This is a genomic window from Melioribacter sp. (assembly GCF_049325435.1).
Classification (GTDB): Bacteria; Bacteroidota; Ignavibacteria; order Ignavibacteriales; family Melioribacteraceae; genus Melioribacter; species Melioribacter roseus.
Window position 1 is genome coordinate 65,671 of record NZ_JBMOLD010000003.1, and the last position, 21,472, is coordinate 87,142.

General features: G+C 43.7%; 18 protein-coding genes. 13 read left to right on the forward strand and 5 right to left on the reverse strand.

The window, feature by feature from the left end; translation table 11 throughout:
• Window positions 1-11: 11 nt before the first annotated feature.
• Window positions 12-1,520 (reverse strand): NTP transferase domain-containing protein, encoded by a 1,509-nt coding sequence (locus ACOYVE_RS03365; RefSeq protein WP_422880760.1) that lies wholly within the window; start codon window positions 1,518-1,520, stop codon window positions 12-14.
• A gap of 123 nt (window positions 1,521-1,643) precedes the next feature.
• Between ACOYVE_RS03365 and ACOYVE_RS03370 the strand changes: the two genes are divergently transcribed.
• Together ACOYVE_RS03370 and ACOYVE_RS03375 are read left to right on the forward strand one after the other, a co-directional pair.
• Window positions 1,644-2,099 carry a hypothetical protein gene (locus ACOYVE_RS03370; protein WP_422880761.1) on the forward strand — a complete coding sequence of 152 codons (456 nt, stop codon included), beginning with the start codon at window positions 1,644-1,646 and terminating at the stop codon, window positions 2,097-2,099.
• A 2-nt stretch (window positions 2,100-2,101) separates the two neighbouring features.
• Window positions 2,102-2,521, forward strand: coding sequence for an archease (locus ACOYVE_RS03375; protein WP_422880762.1), 420 nt, complete (start codon window positions 2,102-2,104; stop codon window positions 2,519-2,521).
• Window positions 2,522-2,618: 97 nt separating this feature from the next.
• Here ACOYVE_RS03375 and ACOYVE_RS03380 read toward each other — a convergent pair whose 3' ends face one another.
• Together ACOYVE_RS03380 and ACOYVE_RS03385 are read right to left on the reverse strand one after the other, a co-directional pair.
• Window positions 2,619-3,587 (reverse strand): glycosidase, encoded by a 969-nt coding sequence (locus ACOYVE_RS03380; protein WP_422880763.1) that lies wholly within the window; start codon window positions 3,585-3,587, stop codon window positions 2,619-2,621.
• A gap of 14 nt (window positions 3,588-3,601) precedes the next feature.
• Window positions 3,602-5,890, reverse strand: a complete 2,289-nt coding sequence (locus ACOYVE_RS03385; protein ID WP_422880764.1) for a glycosyltransferase family 4 protein — start codon at window positions 5,888-5,890, stop codon at window positions 3,602-3,604.
• A gap of 227 nt (window positions 5,891-6,117) precedes the next feature.
• Between ACOYVE_RS03385 and ACOYVE_RS03390 the strand changes: the two genes are divergently transcribed.
• Entirely contained in the window at window positions 6,118-8,061 is a 1,944-nt protein-coding gene (locus ACOYVE_RS03390) for a chemotaxis protein CheW (protein WP_014855225.1), read from the forward strand.
• A 242-nt stretch (window positions 8,062-8,303) separates the two neighbouring features.
• Complete coding sequence (locus ACOYVE_RS03395) at window positions 8,304-9,614, forward strand: TrpB-like pyridoxal phosphate-dependent enzyme (RefSeq protein WP_014855214.1); 1,311 nt, start codon at window positions 8,304-8,306, stop codon at window positions 9,612-9,614.
• A gap of 128 nt (window positions 9,615-9,742) precedes the next feature.
• On the opposite strand, the gene ACOYVE_RS03400 is transcribed toward ACOYVE_RS03395, so the two are convergent.
• On the reverse strand, window positions 9,743-9,976 hold the full coding sequence (locus ACOYVE_RS03400; protein WP_422880765.1) for a hypothetical protein: 234 nt from the start codon (window positions 9,974-9,976) through the stop codon (window positions 9,743-9,745).
• A gap of 288 nt (window positions 9,977-10,264) precedes the next feature.
• Entirely contained in the window at window positions 10,265-10,651 is a 387-nt protein-coding gene (locus ACOYVE_RS03405; protein ID WP_081489437.1) for a YraN family protein, read from the reverse strand.
• Between the two features lie 99 nt (window positions 10,652-10,750).
• On the opposite strand from ACOYVE_RS03405, the gene ACOYVE_RS03410 reads away from it, so the two are divergent.
• The 9 genes from ACOYVE_RS03410 (at window position 10,751) to rpiA (ending at window position 21,465) form a co-directional block, all read left to right on the forward strand.
• Window positions 10,751-12,220, forward strand: coding sequence for an RtcB family protein (locus ACOYVE_RS03410; RefSeq protein ID WP_041355762.1), 1,470 nt, complete (start codon window positions 10,751-10,753; stop codon window positions 12,218-12,220).
• A 236-nt stretch (window positions 12,221-12,456) separates the two neighbouring features.
• The gene (locus ACOYVE_RS03415; protein WP_014855211.1) at window positions 12,457-13,425 is read left to right on the forward strand and encodes a 1-phosphofructokinase family hexose kinase; all 969 of its coding nucleotides are present in this window, start codon (window positions 12,457-12,459) and stop codon (window positions 13,423-13,425) included.
• A complete protein-coding gene (locus tag ACOYVE_RS03420; protein WP_014855210.1) occupies window positions 13,406-15,103 on the forward strand; it encodes a BamA/OMP85 family outer membrane protein in 1,698 nt (565 codons plus the stop codon). The genes ACOYVE_RS03415 and ACOYVE_RS03420 overlap by 20 nt, the downstream gene beginning before the upstream one ends.
• Complete coding sequence (locus tag ACOYVE_RS03425; protein ID WP_014855209.1) at window positions 15,093-15,713, forward strand: ribonuclease HII; 621 nt, start codon at window positions 15,093-15,095, stop codon at window positions 15,711-15,713. The genes ACOYVE_RS03420 and ACOYVE_RS03425 overlap by 11 nt, the downstream gene beginning before the upstream one ends.
• Window positions 15,714-16,178: 465 nt before the next feature.
• The gene (locus ACOYVE_RS03430; protein WP_014855208.1) at window positions 16,179-16,466 is read left to right on the forward strand and encodes a GIY-YIG nuclease family protein; all 288 of its coding nucleotides are present in this window, start codon (window positions 16,179-16,181) and stop codon (window positions 16,464-16,466) included.
• A 694-nt stretch (window positions 16,467-17,160) separates the two neighbouring features.
• A complete protein-coding gene (locus ACOYVE_RS03435; RefSeq protein WP_014855207.1) occupies window positions 17,161-17,970 on the forward strand; it encodes an MlaE family ABC transporter permease in 810 nt (269 codons plus the stop codon).
• A complete protein-coding gene (locus ACOYVE_RS03440; RefSeq protein ID WP_422880767.1) occupies window positions 17,967-18,704 on the forward strand; it encodes an ABC transporter ATP-binding protein in 738 nt (245 codons plus the stop codon). The genes ACOYVE_RS03435 and ACOYVE_RS03440 overlap by 4 nt, the downstream gene beginning before the upstream one ends.
• Window positions 18,705-18,714: 10 nt before the next feature.
• Window positions 18,715-19,752, forward strand: a complete 1,038-nt coding sequence (locus ACOYVE_RS03445; RefSeq protein ID WP_422880769.1) for an MlaD family protein — start codon at window positions 18,715-18,717, stop codon at window positions 19,750-19,752.
• 945 nt (window positions 19,753-20,697) lie between these two features.
• Window positions 20,698-21,465, forward strand: a complete 768-nt coding sequence (gene rpiA, locus ACOYVE_RS03450) for a ribose-5-phosphate isomerase RpiA (protein ID WP_422880771.1) — start codon at window positions 20,698-20,700, stop codon at window positions 21,463-21,465.
• Window positions 21,466-21,472: the final 7 nt, after the last annotated feature.

The following is a 21,472-nucleotide window of genomic DNA, read 5'->3' on the forward strand; positions in this document are numbered from 1 at the left end:
GAGCCCGCAAACTAAATGCGGGCTTTTTTGTCTTCAATTGCTTCGGCGCCTTCCGTCTCGGGAATATAAAACCTGACCTTAAAAAGAGAACCGTCTGCGTTCGGATTCTTTACTTTTTTGTTGATTAATACTGAATGTTCTACAAGAAGATTTTCGTCGATTTCCGAACCGAAAATATAAGTGGTTCCTTTAACCGTCACATTGTTTCCGATAATCGCAGGCGAATCGTCGCTGCCGGTTATACGTACTCCGGATTCGATAGCGCAGTTGCTTCCGATTTTGACCTGTCCTCTTATAACGTCGTTCCAATAAATTTGAGTGTTATCTCCGATCGTTATCGTCTGATTTTCAAAACACGACAGATGCGCTCCGTCGTGAATGATTATATTCCTGCCAAGTTCCACGCAGCCGGAAAGGTGGCAGTTTTTGTTGAATTTGACGTTATAATTCGGTCTTACACCTTTTCCCAGATACGCTCCTTTGCCTATTTCGATATCGAGGGGCTCGCCGCTTTTGTCCATCTCGATTATGTATTCGATCACCCCGTCGTCGATAAAAAAGTCTTCCGGGTCGTGAATCATTACGATGTCTTTCAATTTATCGTAAGCGAGTTCCCTCGCAATATTGTCCATTTCGCGAAGAACGGATTTGTTGTTGAAGCCCATCAGAGCGTATTGTCTTTCGGGCGTAACCGCCGAAACTTTGTATCCGTTTTTATTAAACAAAGCAATCAGGTCGGTCAAATAAATTTCCTTCTGGGCGTTGTCGCTCGAGATTTTATTAATTAATTCCGACAAGGGTTTGAACCGGAATGCAAAAACGCCGCTGTTGAATTCTCTGATTTCGAGAAGTTCTTCTTTCGTAAACGAATAGTTTTTCCCTTTGTAATTTGTTACGTACGGCTCCGTATCGCTCAAGCTGAGAATGTCTTTGTATTCGATTATTTCGATAACGTTGCCCCGGTCGTTGCCCGAAGGAGCTCCTTCCGCGTCTTTTTCTTTAACTCGCACTATTCTGCCGTAATAATTATTCCCGATATCGCCTTCGTAGATTCCGGTCAATACCATCATGTCGGAGGAAGATTCGAGGAATTTGTTTCTGAAAAACGCTACTGTTTCCGGGTCGATTAATCCCATGTCGCCGGGAAAAATGAAAACGGTTCCGTCGTATTTCGAAGAGTCGATTTTTTCCAGGGCAATTTGAACGGCATGCCCGGTGCCGCGCTGGACCTCCTGATAAGCATAAATTAACGATTGCCTTTTGCCGACTGTTTTGATTACGTCGTCGGCTTTTATGCCTACAACAAGAATCGTGTTGGCGTTTTGAAGTCCTTTATTGCATGCGTTATAAACGCGTTCGACTGTCGGAACTTCCCAGATTTTATGGAGCATTTTCGAAACCTTAGACTTTATTCTTTTGCCGTGCCCCGCGGCAAGTATTATTGCTGTTTCATTTTTAACATAATCGAACGAATCCGAGTACTCTTCCGTTAATTTTTTATAGCCGTTATTTCCGGACATAGGGAACCCCCTGATTAATCAATTTTTTAATTTTCAATTTATGAAAATAGTAAAAACTATCGAAGGAGTTAATTTCTTTTACTATTTTTGTTTTTGATTTTGCAATTCATTCAAGGGGTATTTATGAAAAAATTACTGGCAATAGCGCTCCTCTGTATTATGATTTCAAATGCGCACGCTCAAAAAGAGGGATTCGGAATCGGAATTATGATTGGCGAGCCGACGGGCATTAACGGCAAATACTGGCTTACTCAAACGACAGCCGTCGACGGAGGAATAGCTTATTCGTTTGCCAAAGAGCATACCGCCGTTTCGCTCCATGCGGATTATCTTTACCATATCGACGACGTATTCGAGTCGAGGTACTCGATTCCTTTTTATTACGGCTTCGGATTCAGAATGAGATTTGTCGACGGTGATAAAAATTCTTTCGGCGCAAGAGGAGTCGCCGGACTTGTATTCCAAAGCGACAAAATTCCTATCGACCTTTTCTTCGAATTCGTACCTGTGTTCAATCTTTTTCCGTCCACCAGCCTGGGTCTGGATCTTGCAATCGGCGGACGTTATTACTTGAATTGATCATGCCGTTTAAATTTATTGAACATACGGCGGATGCAGCCGCGGAAATAACGGGAAAATCAATAACCGGGATTTTCCTTTCCGCATTCGAAGCATGGAAGGAAACGGTAGCCGGAAAAGAAAAAAGCTCTGCCGAAGAAATAAAAGAAATTGAGCTTTCCGCGCCGTCCTACGAAGCATTGCTCGTCGAATTCCTGAGCGAGTTGAATTATCTCCTTTTTACTAAAAAATGGCTTTGCCGTAATATTCCGATACTCGATATAATAACCGAAGACGACGGACTTAAATTAATAGCTTCGCTTGAAGGCGGAACCGTCGACCCGTCGTCTATTAAAATAGAAATTAAAGCCGTTACTTTTCACAATCTTGAAATCGTAAAAGAAGGCGATTTTTATAAAACCGTTATAGTCTTCGATATCTGAAAAATTTTTGCGTTTAATTTCTGAAACAAAAAAGTAAATTGATCAAAAAATCGCGAGAGAGGGCGCGTAAAAATTAAGAAGCAAAGAGGAGGGGAAATTAACCCCACCTCTTCGGCGATTCGCCTTCCGGTAGTTTGGAAACGTAATCGCGAACTTCGTTCAAATCGGCTGTAGCCAGCGCAATCGAGGTATCGGCTGCGCCGTAATAGATATAAAGAGTTTTATCGTCGGCATACCAGCCGCAGGGGAAAACGACATTGTCCACGTCGCCTTTGGTTTCGTACGGTTCAAGGGGACCGAAAATCCATTCGTCGCTCCTTTTTAATATTTTGGTGGGATTCTCTTTGTCGAGCAGCAGGAGTCCCAATCTGTAGATTGCGCCGCTGGCAGTTTTTTTGACGCCGTGATACATAACGAGCCAGCCTTCGGGAATCAAAAGCGGCGGCGGCGAAAGTCCGATTTTATTGGCGTCCCACCATGCGCCTTCGCGCGCTTTAACCAATATTCGATGCTCGCCCCAATGGATTAAATCGGGCGAAAACGAAATCCACATATGAGCCGCCGATTGAGGCGTCGAAATTATAGGACGATGAATCATTGCCCATCTGTCGTTGAATTTAATCGGAAAGAGCGCGGCGTCTTTGTCTTCCGGCGGCAGAACCGCTCCGAACTTTTCAAAAGTCTTGAAGTCCTCAGTCAACGCCAGAGAAACCAACGGACCGCCGTGCGAGTATGCCGTATACGTTATGGCGTATTTTTTCAGTTCGTCTATATACGTAATCCTAGGGTCTTCGATTCCCCATATCTCTTCGGGAAATTTATCGGGTTCGGGAGGCATCGTCGGTTTCTCGTCGATTTTCCAATTCGTAATACCGTCTTTGCTGCGGGCTACGGTCAGATGCGAAATTCCCCTCATGTCTTCAACTCGCATCAGCAGGAGAATTTCGTCTCCGATTTTCGTAGCTCCGCAATTGAAAACCGAATTTGCCTGGTACGGCAAATCATTGACCGTAATTATCGGATTGCCGGAATAGCGTTTGAACAATTCTTTTCTGGAATTTCCCATAACAGAACTCCTTTTTAATTGTGAAAAGAATTAACGCTTTCGAAAGTTTTAATCATATTTTCGATTCTGTAAATTTCTGCAAGCGACAACAGGAACGAAAGCGTCGACTCGGCGCCCTGATTGAGATTAATTCTGTCGACATGGAGGGCGTCGTAACAGCCGCCGGAATTAGGATCGTAGAGCGACAGACCCAGGTCGTTCCTGCCGAGGAACCATTCGAAACTCGTCTTCGCCATATCGTACCAATATTCGTCGCCCGTAATGCGATAAGCGTCGACGCAAGCCGAAACCGCATCGTAAGCCGAAACCGGCTGCTGGTCGAAACCGGCTTTCTTACCGCCCTTTGGATACCAGCCTTCGGAGCCGATCGGTCTAAAATATCCTTTCTCTTTGGTTTGAATTTCCATCAGCCATTTTAAAGATTCGAGACCGATATTCATCGCATCCGCATTGTTCATAGCATGACCGCTTAAAATCAGAGCCTGCGAAAGACGCGCATTGTCGTATGCAAGTATGTTTTCGAACCATTTCCATTGATCGTCGGCAAAATTTTTATAAAGCGAGACGAGCTTATCGGTCAACGTTTCGCGAATGCTCAATACGAGTCGGTCGCCGCTCATTTTATTCAAATAGTCGTTAATACCCAAGAGGGCAAAAGCCCACGCGCGCGGCGAGGTAAGTTCGAGTATGGAATTTATCGATTCGTTAAACAACTGGTGCGCCCATACCTTGAAATTGTTTTTGGTCGATCTGCCGACGCATGCGCCGAGCGCCCAGATAGTTCTGCCCTGAGCGTCGTCCGAGCCAACTTTTTCGAGCCACCTGCGGCTGAAATCCATGAAATTTCTGAAACGTCTTTTTTCGGGATTGTATGCGTAATTGATAAACGATGCGTAGCTGGAAGCGAGCGTGTAAATCTGGTCGTCCGCAATGCCGAGTTCGTCTAACAATACGGTTAAAAGAAAAGCCCGCGCATTATCGTCGAGGCAGTATCCGTCTTCGAAGCGGGGAAATGTATAACTGGCATGCTGGAAAATTCCCGTACTGTCGGTCAAATTCTTCAAGTGATTTAAATTAAACGCCGGCAGCTCCATCCTCTTTTCGCTCAATGTTTTGACGGAAAAATATCCGTTTGATTTAATAGCCCGTTGTCTTCTTGCCTTCTGGAACGAATTCAGGTAATGATGAGCAATATTGCTCCATACCATTTCGCGACCGAGCATATAAGCGCGTTTGCGTATCGAATGGCGAAGCGGTTCGTCTTCGAGCAATTTAATAATTTCATCGGCAATCGCTTCGTTATCCGCAAAAGGCACCAAGATCCCGCGTCCGTCCGCCAGTAATTCTTCGGCGTGCCAGTAAGGCGTTGAAATCACCGCTTTGCCGCATCCGAACGAATAGGAAAGCGTTCCTGACGTAATTTGCGCTTTGTTCAAATACGGCGTAATGTAAATGTCGGCGGCGCCTATAAATTCTTTAAGTTCCTCGGCGTCGACGAAACGGTTATAGAAAATTACATTGTTTTTAATTCCGAGGTCGTGAGCCAGACGTTCGAGACTCATTCTGTACGATTCGCCCTGTTCTTTAATTATGTTCGGATGAGTAGCGCCGAGAACTATATAAACAAGATTCGGAAATTTCGAAATTACTTTTGGCAATGCCTTTAATACGTATTGGATGCCTTTACCCGGGGAAAGGAGACCGAACGTCAGCAATACGTATTTGCCTTCGACGCCGAAACGGTCTTTATAAAAATTCGGATCGACAAACGGCATATCGGGTATTCCGTGAGGTATCAAATCGATTTTATCTTCCGGCGCTTTGTAGATTTCCATCAAAAACTTTTTTCCTTTTTCTGTCATCGTTACAAGGCGCGAAGAATAAGCGATCAATTCGTCCATAACCCGTCGCTGGTCGGGATTCGGTTCCGGAAGTATTGTGTGAAGAGTCGTAACCACCGGCATTTTCAGACTCCGGATTAAAGCAAGGACATGACTGCCGGCATTGCCTCCGAAAATACCGAATTCATGCTGCACCGAAACTACGTCCACATTGTTATAATTTAAAAAATCGGCAGCTTTTTGATACGTATCGATATCCTGTTTGATTATTTCAAAGCGGACTTCCGGGGGATAGTCGAGCTTTTGGCCTCGGTCGGTAATCGCCGCTACGAAAGTTTCCGCGTGAGGATGCTGCTCGGAAACCGAATTGTACAAATCGTAAGTGAAGGTTGCTATTCCGCATTGACGGGGAAGATAATTACCTACAAAAGCTATTTTGTTGATATTATGCTGTCCCAACATAAGCTACTCCTCTCTTTATGGTTGATCGTATCGAAAAGAAATTTGAAATGTCGGAGTTTTCTAAAATCGACGGGTTGATAAGGTTCCCGAAAAATCTCCATTTAAATTTTAACTAAAACATTTTTGCGCAGATTAAAAAAAACATGACGAAATCCGATAATAAAACCGTATAACAATAAAAATATTTAATCGGTAAATGCGGATAATTCTCAACTAGGGTAGTTTATATGGATAAAGATATCAGAATTCTCCTCGTAGAAGACGCCGGCGTAATGCGGCAGATGGAAATCAAAACTTTAAATTCACTCGGATATACAAATATAGTCGAAGCGGAAAACGGAGTCGACGCCGTAGAATATCTGAAAGATAATCCTGAAATCGACCTGATAATAAGCGATTGGAATATGCCCGAGATGGACGGATTCGAGCTTTTGAAGTGGGTAAGAGGAAATCAGCCGACGGCTGCCATTCCGTTTTTGATGGCTACTGGCAGAGGCGAAAAAAAGGAAGTCGAAAAAGCCAACGAAGCCGGCGTAAGCAGTTTTATTTCCAAGCCTTTCAACAAAGACGAATTACAGGAAAAAATAAACGAAGCCTTCGGAATTAAAACAGAAGACAACGGCAATAAAAAGAAAGAGCCCAGACTGACGAGCGGCGGTAAAGTACGTATTAAGGCTATTCATATTCAAATTACCGACCACCTTACGCTCGGCGTAATGAAACATTTGATCAAAAAAGGCGAGCTGAATCCCAAACATTTCGAATTGGAAACCGAGTGTATGCCTTCGTGGAATACGGTAGCAAAAGCGCTCGAAGACGGCTCCGCCGACGTCGCGTTTATACTGGCTCCTCTTGCTATGGATTTATACAATTACGGAGTTCCGCTGCGGCTCGTATTATTCGCGCATAAAAACGGCAGCTGTTGCGTAAGGAATAAAACCGGCGGAGACGACAGTCACGGCGCCGATTTCTTCCGCGGTAAATCTTTCTACATTCCTCATACGATGTCGATTCATAATATGCTGGGTCATATCTTTTTCAGAAATATCGGATTGAATCCGGGGGTAACGGGTCAAAAAGGGGTCGACGTCGAATTCGAAGTGGTGGCGCCGATTAAAATGCCGGAATTCCTTGCGGGCAATCCGGACGCAAGCGGATATCTGGTAGCCGAGCCGCTCGGCACAAAAGCTATCGCATCGGGAATCGCCAAGCTTCAATTCCTGTCGAGCGAGCTGTGGGAAAATCATCCGTGCTGCGTTGTTGCATTTCAGGAAGAATTGATAAATAATTATCCCGACGCCGTCAAAGAATTTACTGAAATGCTCGTTTATAGCGGCAAGTTTATCGAACAAAAGCCTTCGATGGCAGCGGAAATCGCCGTCGATTTTCTCGATCCGAAAAAAGAACTCGGTTTGAAAGTGCCGATTCTCAAAAACGTTCTGACCGAACCGAAAGGAATTAAAACCAACAATTTATATCCGGTTGTTCAGGACCTCGATTTTATTCAGCGTTATATGCACGACAAAATGGGCATCGGCTCGATTATCGATTTGAATAAATTCGTGGACAAGCGTTTTGCCGACCAGGTTTGCAGCGAAAGCGACAAATCGGCGGCAAAAAGTTATGTAAGCGAAATCGACCTTGCCTCTAAAGCAAAAGCCCTGCTCGAAAAGAGCGATTCCGATGGAAGAGATAGTAAAACCAAAGCGGTCTTGAATATGGAAGGTAAATATCTCCGTTTCTCGCTAGGCAAAGAGCATTACGGTATTGAAATATTGAAAATAATTGAAATTATTCGTCTTATCCCGATTACTCCCGTTCCGAATACTTCCCCCTATGTCAAAGGCGTAATTAATTTGAGAGGAAATATTGTCCCTGTTATCGATTTGAGATTAAAACTAAATATGCCGGAAAAAGAATACGACGACAAGACAAGAATCGTGATTGTAGAAGACGAAGTGGACGGTCTGTTGATAAGAGTCGGTTTGATTGTCGACGAAGTCGAAGCGGTCTACGACGTCAAAGCTTCCGAAATCGAAAACGCGCCCGACTTCGGCAATAGCGACAGCGACGAGTATATAATGGCTCTGGCTAAAACCGAAACGGCAATCTTTATTCTGCTAAATATGGGCGTTATCCTGAAACCGGAGAAATACCAGAAAGCGGGATAAGGGAAGACTGAATATTTTTATTGACTATTGAATTCTTAAAATTTATCTTTGCATTCAAATGAACGGAAAATTAAATATCGCTAAAGTTAACTTGTTCTGGTGGCAGTGGAGATATTCCTCTCTGCCGTCCTAGGACTTTAAATATTTTGCAATCGAAAAGCCGTGGATGGTAGAACCGTTCACGGCTTTTTTGTTTTACGGGATTAGATTTTTCTCACTAATAAATCGGAGGTTATTAAAAAATGTCGGACAACAAAATAGTTTTTCTCGAACAATCTAAAATGCCAACTCATTATTACAATATTCTTGCGGATTTGCCCGTTCCGATGGACCCGCCGTTAAATCCCGCCACGAAACAACCCGCCGGTCCGGAAGATTTATCGGCTATCTTTCCGATGGATTTGATTATGCAGGAGGTTTCTACCGAAAGGTATATCGAAATTCCCGACGAAGTAAGAGATCTATATAGAATAAGCAGACCGACGCCGTTAATTCGCGCCGCTAATCTGGAAAAAGAACTCGACACGCCCGCAAAAATTTATTTTAAATACGAAGGCGCAAATCCAACGGGAAGCCACAAAACAAATACCTCGTACGCCCAGGCTTATTACAACAAAAAAGCCGGAATCAAAAAACTCGTTACCGAAACCGGAGCCGGTCAATGGGGCAGCGCGCTATCGATGGCGTGCAAGCATTTCGGTTTGGAATGCGAAGTCTTTATGGTAAAAGTCAGCTATAATCAAAAACCATATCGTAAAACGTTTATGAAATTGTTCGGGGCTACGGTTCACGCGAGTCCTACTAATTTAACGAACGCAGGCAGAAAAGTACTGGAAGCCGATCCCGATTCTCCTGGCTCGCTCGGCATTGCAATCAGCGAAGCGGTTGAAGTCGCCGTTCAAAGGGACGATACGAACTACAGCCTGGGCAGCGTTTTGAATCATGTTCTGCTGCATCAAACCGTAATCGGAGAGGAAGCAAAATTGCAGATGGAAATGGTGGACGACTATCCCGATATTGTAATCGGATGTGCCGGGGGCGGCAGCAACTTTGCCGGCATCGCCTTCCCGTTTATTAAAGACAAACTGAGCGGCGAAAGAAAGAATCTCGAAATTATTGCTGTCGAACCCGCCTCGTGTCCCACTTTGACAAAAGGCAAGTTCGATTATGATTTCGGCGACGAAGCGGGCATGACGCCTTTATTGAAAATGTATACTCTCGGTCACGATTTTATACCGCCCAAAATTCACGCTGGCGGATTGAGGTATCACGGTATGGCTTCTTCGATATCTCACCTTTATAATCAGGGCATTATTTCGGCGTCTGCTTACGAACAACTCGAAGTTTTCAAAGCAGCTCAAATCTTCGCTCAAACCGAAGGAATAGTGCCTGCTCCCGAAAGTTCTCATGCCGTTAAAGAAGCGGTCGAACAGGCATTGAAATGCAAGGAAACCGGAGAATCAAAAACGATTTTGTTTAATTTGTCGGGACACGGATTTCTCGACCTCGGAGCTTATGAACTTTATCTGGAAAATCAATTAAACGGAGGGTGAGTAAATAAACGGATTAGTTCGCAAAGACCTATCCGATCCGTCATTTGTCATTACGAGTCCCGCCGGTGGCGGGACTCCTCGCAAAGATTTATTTAAGTCTGTAACGTTATTACGAAGTAATCTCACCGCTATTCATATGAGTTTGCTTCGTCGTTCGCTTTGCTCGCTCCTCGCGAAGACGAGAGAATATTGTCATACTGAGTCCCCCCTTTGGCGGGAGGAAGTATCTCATTTGTAATCATTTGAGTTTGCTTCGTCGTTCCGTCTTCGTCGGATCTCCTCGCAAAGACAGTGTTTTGTTTAGGGTTTGCTTCACTCGCTCCGCTCGTTCGCAAAGACCTGTTCAATCCGGCGTCCGTCATTACGAGTCCCGCTGAAAGCGGGGCGAAGTAATCTCATACACTCATTAGAGTTTGCTTCGTCGTCCCGCCGTTGGCGGGACTCCTCGCAAAGACGAGGGCGTGCGGAAGTGCAGGCGTTCTTTGTTGTATAACTTTGAATGACAAACCTTGAACTCCAAAACGAAGAACATTGAACTCCCAAACCCTGAACACCAAAACGAAGAACGTTGAACTCCAAAACCCCAAAACGAAGAACGTTGAACTCCAAAACCAAGAACTCCCCAACATCTAAACCGTCAACAGCTTTCCTTAAAACGCATCCCGGTAATGATTAAGCGCAGGTTCCTTTCCTGCCTCGTGAACTATAGTAATCACGTCAATCCTGCAGGGGCAGTCGGTAATCTTTTTTTCGTAGAGGTAGGCTTCGGCAATATTCCGGATTTGTCTTTGTTTGCTCTTTGTTATTGCGAATTCGGGTTCTCCGTATTTGAAAGACTTGCGGTATTTAACTTCCACGAATACAATTGTATCGCCGTCTTTACAAATTACGTCGATTTCGCCGTGTCCGTAATGATAATTTCTGTCGATAACCGTCATGCCGTTATTAATCAGATAATTGCATGCGATCTCTTCGCCCAGGTTTCCTCTCTCGCGTTTGTTGACGCCGCCCATCGTTTGCTTCTTGATTTTCATCATAAAAATAATTCATTGGGAGGAATAATTCATCTCTTTATGAAGAATCGAAAGAATTGTATATTCACAGAAGGAGTGAATAAAATTAAGAAAGGGCGGAAAATGAAAATCAGCGGTTATGAAATAGAAAAAATTCACGACTATCTATGGGAAATTCCGGCGCGGGATGGAATGCTTGTGCCGGGCAGAATCTATGCGACGGAAAATATGCTGCGGAATCAAATAAGCGGCGACGAAGCAGTACGTCAGGTTGTAAACGTCGCCCATCTTCCGGGTATTCAAATGTATAGCATAGCTATGCCGGACATTCATTGGGGTTACGGTTTTCCGATCGGAGGCGTGGCGGCTACGGATATTGAAACGGGCGTAATATCTCCGGGTGGAGTCGGTTACGATATTAATTGCGGCGTCAGACTGGCGCGCACGAATTTAAAATTCGACGATGTGGAAAAAAGAATACCGAAATTTGTTGAAAATTTATTCAAGAATATTCCGACCGGCGTCGGAGCGAGCGGCGCTATTCGTAAACTATCCGAAAAAGAAATAAGAAAAATATTGGTTAACGGTTCGCGATGGGCGGTCGAAAACGGATTCGGTTCGGAAGACGACCTGCTCTATACGGAAGAAAACGGAAGATTGGAAGGCGCAGACCCCGACGCCGTGAGCCGCAGGGCAATCGAAAGAGGCGCCGACCAGGCAGGTACGCTCGGGTCGGGCAATCATTTTCTTGAAGTCGATCTGGTGGAAGAAATTTACGACGAAAAAATCGCAGATATATTCGGATTGTTCAAAGGTCAGCTGGTTATACTTATTCATACCGGCTCGCGCGGACTCGGTTATCAGGTGTGCGACGATTATCTTAAACTGCTTGTAAATTCGGAAAAGAAATTCGGCTTTAACCTGCCTGACAAACAACTGGCTTGCGCTCCGATAAAATCCGTCGAAGGAAAAGATTATTTGAACGCAATGAAAGCGGCGGCTAATTTTGCATGGAACAACAGACAAATCATAATGCATCTGGCAAAGAAAACTCTCATCGAAACTCTTTCGATATCGCAGCGGGAATTGGGATTCGAACTTGTTTACGACGTATGCCATAATATTGCAAAGATTGAAGAACACGTAATTACCGAAAAAGACGGCGACAGGATTCTAAAAAAAGTTTGCGTGCATCGTAAAGGAGCAACCAGAGCTTTTCCGCCGGGCAGCGATTACATCCCCGAAAAGTACAGGGAAGCCGGACAACCGGTTTTAATACCCGGCGACATGGGACGTTATTCGTTTGTGCTCGCGGGTTCCGAATCAGCCATGCATGAAACTTTCGGAAGTTCATGCCACGGCGCGGGCAGACTCCAAAGCCGTCATCAAGCTCTGAAATCCGCCAAAGGCAAAGACATTATCGGCGAATTGAAAAATAAAGGCATTACCGTTCATGCTAAAGGCAGAAAAACTATTGCAGAAGAAATGCCCGACGCTTATAAAGACGTTTCTGAAGTCGTCGAGGTAATGCACAACGCGGGTATCAGTAAAAAAGTAGCCAAACTAAAACCTGCCGGAGTAATTAAAGGATGAATGAAGATTTTTAGCGTATGGGCGCGAGGGTTTTTAATTTCAAATTGGCAAGATTGTCAAGTTGGCAAATTGGAAAGATTGCCAGGTTGACAAGAATATCTGGTAGGTAAATCTGTCGTTGTTCTCTGTGTATTTGAATTCTTTTTATTACCCTGCCGGTTGTCATTAGTGAAACTCAAGGAAACTTTAATGAAATATCGATATTTTAGCGTATCGAATAACAAAGCGAATTGATTATGATTCTTACGGTAACATTAAATCCTTTGCTCGAAAGAAGAAAATTCTTCGACGAAGTTGAGTTGGGCAAATCGCATCGATGTAAAAATGAAATTTATGCCGCAGGCGGAAAGGGAATAAACGTCAGCCGGCAGTTAAATAAATTCGGAATTCAAAATACGGCGTTTACTTTTTTAGGAGGAAACAACGGCAAAATATTGCGCTCTGTTCTGACAAACGAAAAAATAAATTTTACCGTTCAATCGACCAAATCCGAAACGCGCGCGGCGGAATTGATTATCGAAGAAAACCATAAACGGGTTACCACATTTTTCGGATTGAACAACGACGTGACTTATGAAGAAGCCGAAGAATTCAAATCGAAACTCGACAAGATGATTCAAAATTGTTCGATAGTCGTTTTTTCCGGCAGCGCTCCTTCGGACTCGGCAAATTCGATTTTCCCGTATGGAATTGAACTCGCTCATAAATACGACAAGATTTCGATACTCGATACATACGGAAGTCATCTCGAGGATTGTCTGAATGCCGCGCCAACGGCAGTTCACAATAACAGGGAAGAATTAGAAAAGTCGCTCGGTATTTCGCTGAAAAGCGAAAAAGAGATTCGCGCTTATATGAACGATCTCTATTCGAAAGGAATTAAACTTATTTTTATTACGGACGGCGACAAACCGTTTTATGCGGCAAAGTTCGATTTCCATTACAAAATCACTCCGCCTGAAGTTGACGTTTACGATGCAACCGGAAGCGGCGATTCTTTTGTGGCGGCAATCGCATACGGTCTGGAAAAGTCGATGGTCTTCGACGAATTCATTCGCATTGCAACCGCGGCAGGCTCGGCTAACGCTTCCAAACTCGAAACGAGCGCGGTTACGGTCGAAGAATATTCGGGTCTACTCGAGCTGGTACGGATTGAACAGATTGGAAAGAAAATGAAAATAATCGATGATACGCCGAAATATTAAATTTATTTTTTTCCTCCTTCTGTTTTTAAGAGTTAACGCCGTATCTCAGTCCGAAAGTAATTTCGTTTTTACCGGAAATAAAATATTCGATTCGAAGACATTACTGCGTAATCTCGAAACTCGAATTAAAAAAGCCGATGACGATTCGATAATCTCCTCAATTAAGAAATTTTATTCTTACTACGGTTATTATCATACCGATGTGAAAATACGGGAGTCCGGTGGCAATCAATTTCAGATTGAAATAGACGAAGGGAAACCGACGTTCATAAATAATATAATTGCCGATGGTTTGAACGAGGATTCGACGTTTGTAAAAGAGATATTGAGCAAGCTCGATAACGAGATTTTTTCGGCGCAGCAATTCGAGGAGAACGTTAATTTTCTGCTGGATTATTACGAAGAACTCGGATATCCTTTCGCTGCAATCAGAATTGCTTCGGTTTATTTCTTCGACAAAGAAGATAAACATCTTGCGGATATTTATTTAAAAATAGAAAAAGGACTTAAAGCAAAAATCGACAGAATGGAAATCGAAGGTAATGATAAAACGAAAGAGATGGTTATTATCCGAAGCGCGGGCATATCAACCGGCGAAATTTACTCTCGCGAAAAAATTAATAAAATTCCTTCGAGGCTTATGAAATTAAGATTTTTCGAGAGCGTGAGAGAACCGGAATTTTTTATCGATAATAAAAACGAAGGCGTCCTGAGAATAAAAGTAAAAGAAAAGCAGACAAATCAATTCGACGGAATAATAGGATACGTTCCGGGAAGAGAATCGGAAAAAGGATATCTGACCGGATTGGTCAATATAGGACTCGGCAACATTTTCGGCACGGGAAGAAATCTTTCCTTCCGCTGGCAGAGCGAGAACCGCAATTCCCAGGAACTCGAAATAAAATATCTCGAACCGTGGCTGTTCGGCTTCCCTTTGAATTTAAGAACGGGATTGTTTCAGAGAATTCAGGATACGACTTACGTGCAAAGAAATCTTTCGGGCGAGTTGATTTTTATGGCTTCCGAAGACGTAACCGGTTCCGTATCGATAGCGCATCGTTCCACAATTCCAACCGAACGCAGCGTGAAAGGATTTACGGTTTATAATTCGACTTCTTTGATTACAGGCGTCAATTTGAGTATCGATACAAGAAACAATATCTATTCTCCTACGAGCGGAATCATTTTTGCCAATACGTATAAACTCAATTCAAAAAAAATCAACGGTCCCGCGGAATACCTGCCCGCAAACAGAAGTTTCAGTTTGCAGCAATTCGAAGTCGACTTCGGCTATTTTCTTGAAGTATTTCGATTACAGGTGTTGGCGCTTGCTTTTCATGCGCGTGAAATCAGGGGAGACAATATTGAAATAAGCGACATGTATTTGCTGGGCGGAGCCAATTCCCTGCGCGGGTATATCGAAAATCAATTTGCCGGAAAAAGAATTCTCTGGTCGAATATCGAGTACAGATATCTCCTGACAAATAAAACCCACGCTTTCCTGTTTTTCGACGCCGGCTATTTCAAACGCGACGAACTTTCGGACTATAAAATCGGATACGGTTTGGGAATCAATTTCGAAACCGCATTCGGTATAATGAGCGTCAGTTTTGCGCTCGGCAAAGGCGACTCGTTCGGAGAAGGCAAAATTCATTTCGGAATCGTCAATGAGTTCTAATATGAAATTGAAAGAATTCGATAATTCTTTTTTGAAAAAGGGAACGGAATTAATCTGCGGTATTGACGAAGCGGGTCGCGGTCCCTTAGCCGGTCCGGTCGTGGCCGCGGCTGTGATATTTGACGCAAATGTGAAGAACGACGAGATCAACGACTCGAAAAAACTGAGCGAAAAAAAACGCTCGCTCCTTTTCGACTGGATTATTAAAAACGCTTTGTCGTACGGAGTGGGAATCGTTCATCATGAAGAGATCGACAGAATAAATATTCTTAATGCCGCGCTGAAAGCAATGAAAACGGCTGTTGAAAATCTGAGCGTTAAACCCGATATAATACTGATTGACGGCAATAAAAAATTCGACGCCGCAGTCGAATGCAATGCTATTGTGGGCGGCGACAGGAAGTCGTTTGCAATAGCGTCCGCGTCGATATTGGCAAAAGTAACGCGCGACGAGATAATGAAGAATTATTCTTGCTATTATCCGGAATACGGCTGGCATAAAAATAAAGGCTATCCTACAAAGGAACATTTCGAAGCGATCGAACTTTACGGCGTTACTCCGCTCCACCGAAAAACATTTTTAAAAAGAATAATTAATAAACCCGAATAATCTTTTTATAAAAGCAGAGTTCAGAGACTTCTTTTGTATCAGTCATTACGGAAGTTATATTTGAGTTTGTTCCCCCGCATACTGCAGTCTCGCAAGGACGGGATAACGATTTTAACATTGTCATACTGACCCCGCCGCAGGCGGGGGAAGTATCTCACCGCCATTCATTCGAGTTTGCTTCGTCGTTCCGCCGTTGGCCGGACTCCTCGCAAAGACGAAGTTTTGTTTAGAGTTTGAATCCCCCGCATACTGCGGGGTCGCAAAGACTTACTTATGTCTGTAATGTCATTACGAGTCACGCCTCTGGCGGGGCGAAGTAATCTCACTAGTATTCATTTGAGTTTGAATCCCCCGTATACTGCGGGTCGCAAAGACTTAGTCAATCCGTCATTTGTCATTACGGAGTAATCTCACTTGTAGTTTTTAATAAATCATTTTATATTTTGTTGCAGTAGGGCTTCCGATATGAATCAGTACTATGTATATATAATGACCAACAAACACAACACAACGCTTTATACAGGGATGACTAACAATCTTATACGAAGAGTTTATGAACATAAAAACAAATTGACAAACGGTTTTACCAAAAGATACAACTGCACAAAACTTGTCTGGTATGAAATTCACGATACTCCCGTCAACGCAATAAAAAGAGAAAAACAAATCAAAGCCGGTTCGCGTAAAAAGAAACTCGATTTAATTAACAAGCTAAATCCCGAATGGAAAGATTTATATTTCGATTTGATTTGAATCTATCAGAGAATGACTGACAGCGTATTATGCGTCGTTTCTAAAAAAAAACAGATTTTAGTCGTTTGTCATTAGGAAGTAATCTCATATATTCACATGAGTTTGCTTCGTCGTCCCGCCGTTGGCGGGACTCCTCGCAAAGACAAAGTTATGTTCAGAGTCTGCTTCACTCGCTCCGCTCGTTCGCAAAGACTTACATATGTCTGTAATGTCATTACGAGTCACGCCTTTGGCGGGACGAAGTAATCTCACCGCTATTCAGATGAGTTTGCTTCGTCGCTCGCTTTGCTCACTCCTCGCAAAGACAAAGATTTGTTCAGAGTTTGTTTCTCCCGCGTTACTGGATAGCTAAGATCTATTCGATCCGGCATTTGTCATACTGACACCGCCGCAGGCGGGGGAAGTATCTCACCAGTATTCATTCGAGTTTGCTTCGTCGTTCCGTCTTCTTCGGATCTCCTCGCAAAGACGAGGGCGTGCGGAAGTACAGGCGTGACGGAGTTCTTCGTTATACAACTTTGTACAAAAACAAACTTCTCAACCACGAACCCACCTACAGGCAGGCTCCATAACGAAGAACGTTGAACTCCCCAACCAAGCGCCCCCTAATCCCTAATCCCTAACCCCTAATCCCTTTTAAACTATAAAATACTTTTACTATTTTGGAAAGGCGATTTGGAATAATTAATTATTAATGAAACTACCCAAACACAGATACGGCAGAAAATTAAATTTTTCCGACAAGGTCTATAATTTTTTTGCTACGATTACGGGACTTACGGTTTTCAATCTGGAGTTCTTCAAACAGGCATTTTTGCCTCCCTATGAAATTCCCGAAGTCAAAAAGCATATGGACGAGCTCGGAGTAAAAACTTTCGGCATAGTAAGCGTGACCGGATTTATAATCGGATTGGTGCTTGCGATGCAGAGTCAGCCTGTAATGGCGAGGTTTGGCGCTTCGGATTTTTTGCCAGGCATGGTAGCCCTTTCGGTGGTAAGGGAATTGGGCCCCGTTATAACGGCTTTGATTTTTGCGGGACGCGTTAGTTCCGGTATCGGCGCGGAACTCGGTTCGATGAGAGTTACGGAACAAATCGACGCCATGGAAGTAACCGGAGTTAATCCGTTTAAATATCTCGTGGTAACCCGCGTAATCGCAACCACAATGATACTGCCGATTCTTACAGTATATGTAATTGTTATTGCAATCTTCGGCGGATACCTGGCAATTCTTATTACGGAAAGCATTAACTTCCGTTATTATATCGATTCGGTGGTAAGGTCGATTGAATTCGGCGACTTCGTTCCCGGCGTGGCGAAAACATTTGTGTTCGGATATATTGTGGGTATCGTAGGCGCGTATAAAGGATATACAACCGAAGGCGGAACGGAAGGCGTGGGAAGGGCTTCGACTACCGCCGTAGTGCTCGCTTCGCTTTTGATTTTGATATTTGACATGATTTTGGTAAAAATAACGTTGTGGTTATGGCCGACGCTCGGATGATTGAAATAGAAAACCTTAGTAAACGTTTCGGGCAACTTATTGTGCTCGACGACGTCTCGCTCGAAGTTTCCAAAGGAGAAAACCTCGTTGTATTCGGCAGGAGCGGACAGGGAAAAAGCGTATTGCTGAAATGCATAATCGGTTTATTGAATCCCGACGGCGGAAATATTATTATTGACGGCAAAAGTATTATCAACCTCGATTTGAACGAATTGAACAAAGTAAGAAAAAACATCGGGTTTTTATTCCAGAGCGCGGCTCTATACGATTCGATGACGGTTCGGGAAAACCTGGCGTTTCCGCTCAAAAGAAATTTCCCGAATCTTACGGAAAAGGAAATTAACGATAAAGTGGAATATACGCTCGAACTTGTCTCGCTCGAACATGCAATCGATAAAATGCCTTCGGAATTATCCGGCGGAATGAAAAAGAGAATCGGACTTGCTCGCTCGATTATTACCGACCCGAGACTTATGCTCTACGACGAACCGACTACGGGTCTCGACCCGATTACATCTAAAGAAATCAGCGAACTGATTCTCAATCTTCAAAATAAATTCAATATGACTTCGGTTATTGTCACCCACGATTTGATCTGCGCGGAGATAATAGCCGACAGGGCAATCTTTTTGAAAGACGCTAAGATTGCTTACGAAGGAACGATCGAAGAATTAACCAAATCGAACGACCCGTTCCTTAAAAACTTTTTCAGTCACGAATTAATTAAAGCTTAGCGAGGTAGTAATGTTAAAACAACTCGAAGGCGCGCGACTTGGCTTGTTTATTTTTATCGGCACCGTACTATTGATAATTTCAATCTTTCTTATCGGAAGCAGGGAAAATTTATTTACTAGCGCTATCGAAATTAAAACATATTTCGACCAGATAGAAGGCTTAAAACCCGGAGCTCCGGTTCGACTGAGCGGATACGACGTCGGAAGCGTAAGCTCCATTTCTTTGGTCGGCGACGAAGAAGGAAACGTCGAAGTGGTTATGAGAATCGACAACGACCTTGTCCATTTTATACGGCTCGACAGCGAAGCTTCGATAGAAACTGAAGGACTCGTCGGCAAAAAGATCGTTACGATTACCCCCGGCTCGGCAGACCAACCGGTAATCAAAAACGGCGGCATTATTAAATCGAAAAATCCCCTCAATCTCTCCGTTATTATGGAACAGACCGAATCGACTATTTCTTATTTGAAAGACCTTACAAGAGACCTCGCTGAAATTATTTCCAAAGTGAACAGAGGCGAAGGCACTATCGGTAAAATAGTAAACGACGACCGCCTCTACGAATCGGCGGTCAGCATTACTCAAAACGCCGACAGGAGTTTGACTCAGGTTACAAAACGATTGACGGACGTTTCCGATATCATTGTGGAAATGACGGGCAGCATTAAGTCGATTATTTCGAATGTCGATTCGGCGATTTACGACGTTAAAAGAGTGGTCGACAAAGTCGACAGAGGCGAAGGCGTCCTCGGCGTTCTGGTGAGCGACCAAAAAATGGCTGACTCGCTCAAACAGGTTATTTCGAATTTGACTCGCACTTCGGACGAAGCCCGCATGGCTACTTCAAGTCTTTATGAAAATATGGAAGCTCTCAAACATAACTGGCTCTTTAAGGGCTACTTCGAAGAACGGGGCTATTGGAACAAGGTAGAATACGAAAGAGACATCGAAAAAAGAATTGAGGAACTGAAAAGACAGAATCAACTGCTCGATACGAAAATCAAAGAACTGCTCGAACTCGAAAAGAAACTCGACGTAAAAGAGTGAGAACGTAAATCTTAGCTCTACTGGTTTTCGTTGCACTTTTAAGTACATAACTATACCCGATCAAACGCCGGTTCTTGCAGGCGAGTATCACGAGCGAAGCATATCCGGAACAAAACTTTGTCTTTGCGACCCCGCAGTATGCGGGGGAAGCAAACTCAAATGAATGCCGGTGAGATTACTTCGCCCCGCCAGAGGCGGGGACTCGTAATGACGAACGCTGGATCGAACAAGTCTTTGCGAGGAGCGAGCGAAGCGAACGACGAAGCAAACTCAAATGAATACCTGTGAGATTACTTCGTCCCGCCAGAGGCGTGACTCGTAATGACATCACAGACCTAAGTAAGTCTTTGCGAACGAGCGGAGCGAGTGAAGCAAACTCAAATGCATCCCAATGAGATACTTCGTCCCGCTAAAGCGAGACTCAGTATGACAATTTCCTAATCCCCAGTCACTAATCCCTAATCCCTCACTTTGAGGAGACCCGACGAAGACGGAACGACGAAGAATCTGAGGTTGACTTTTGATTGTTATTCAAAAACAATAATTGATTGAGATTACTTCGTGCCGCTACAGCGTAACTCGTAATGACGAACGCTGGATCGAACAAGTCTTTGCGAGGAGCGAGCAAAGCGAACGACGAAGCAAACTCAAATGAATACCTGTGAGATTACTTCGCCCGCTAAAGCGGGTCTCGTAATGACAGTACAGACATAAATAAGTCTTTGCGAACGAGCGGAGCGAGTGAAGCAAACTCTAATGAGTGTATGAGATTACTTCACCCCGCTAAAGCGGGACTCGTAATGACAGATTCACTCATATAAATAGGAAACTGCAAAAATTTTTTAAACCCCGAAAATTTTTCGCACCTGTTTTCTTCGAAAAATTGAATATTTTAAAGAAATCAAATTATTTCCACTTGGCACGAAATTTTTTAGGAATAAAACCATGGATTATAGCAAGCTGAAGCAAATTGCGGCTGAAAAGGCGGTTGAAGAGGTTAAAGACGGTATGATAGTAGGTCTGGGCACGGGTTCGACGGCTAAGTTTGCTACCATTAAAATCGCTAAAAAAATTAAGGACGGACATTTGAAAAATATTTACGGTATCCCGACTTCAAAAAAAACGGAAGAATTAGCCGCAGGACTCGGAATCCCGTTGCTGTCCTTAAATCAACTATTTAAACTAAGAACCAAGAACTTTGAACGAAGAACATTGAACGTTGAACCCCGAACGTTGAACGTTGAACGAACAAACTTAATTGACATAACAATCGACGGCGCCGACGAAGTAGACAGCGATTTGAATTTGATCAAAGGCGGCGGCGGCGCGCTGCTGAGGGAAAAAGTGATCGCTCAGAACACCAAAAGATTATTGATTGTTGTCGACAAAACAAAGTTATCCGGCAGACTGGGCGAAAAGTTCTTTGTGCCGGTGGAAGTTCTGCAGTTCGCGCTCGAAAGCGAAATTAATTTTCTCGAATCGCTCGACGCTGTAACTAATATAAGAAAAGGCGACGACGGCGGATTTTTCGTAACGGACGAAGGCAATTATATTATAGACGCCAATTTCGGAAAAATTGAAAATCCGGCCGAGTTGAACTCTTTATTGAATGAAAGAGCCGGTATCGTGGAACACGGCATATTTCTGAATGAACTCGTAGATTCCGTGTATTGTTCTTCGAACGACGGCGTTGAAATACTTGGCGTTTCTTAGCACGCCT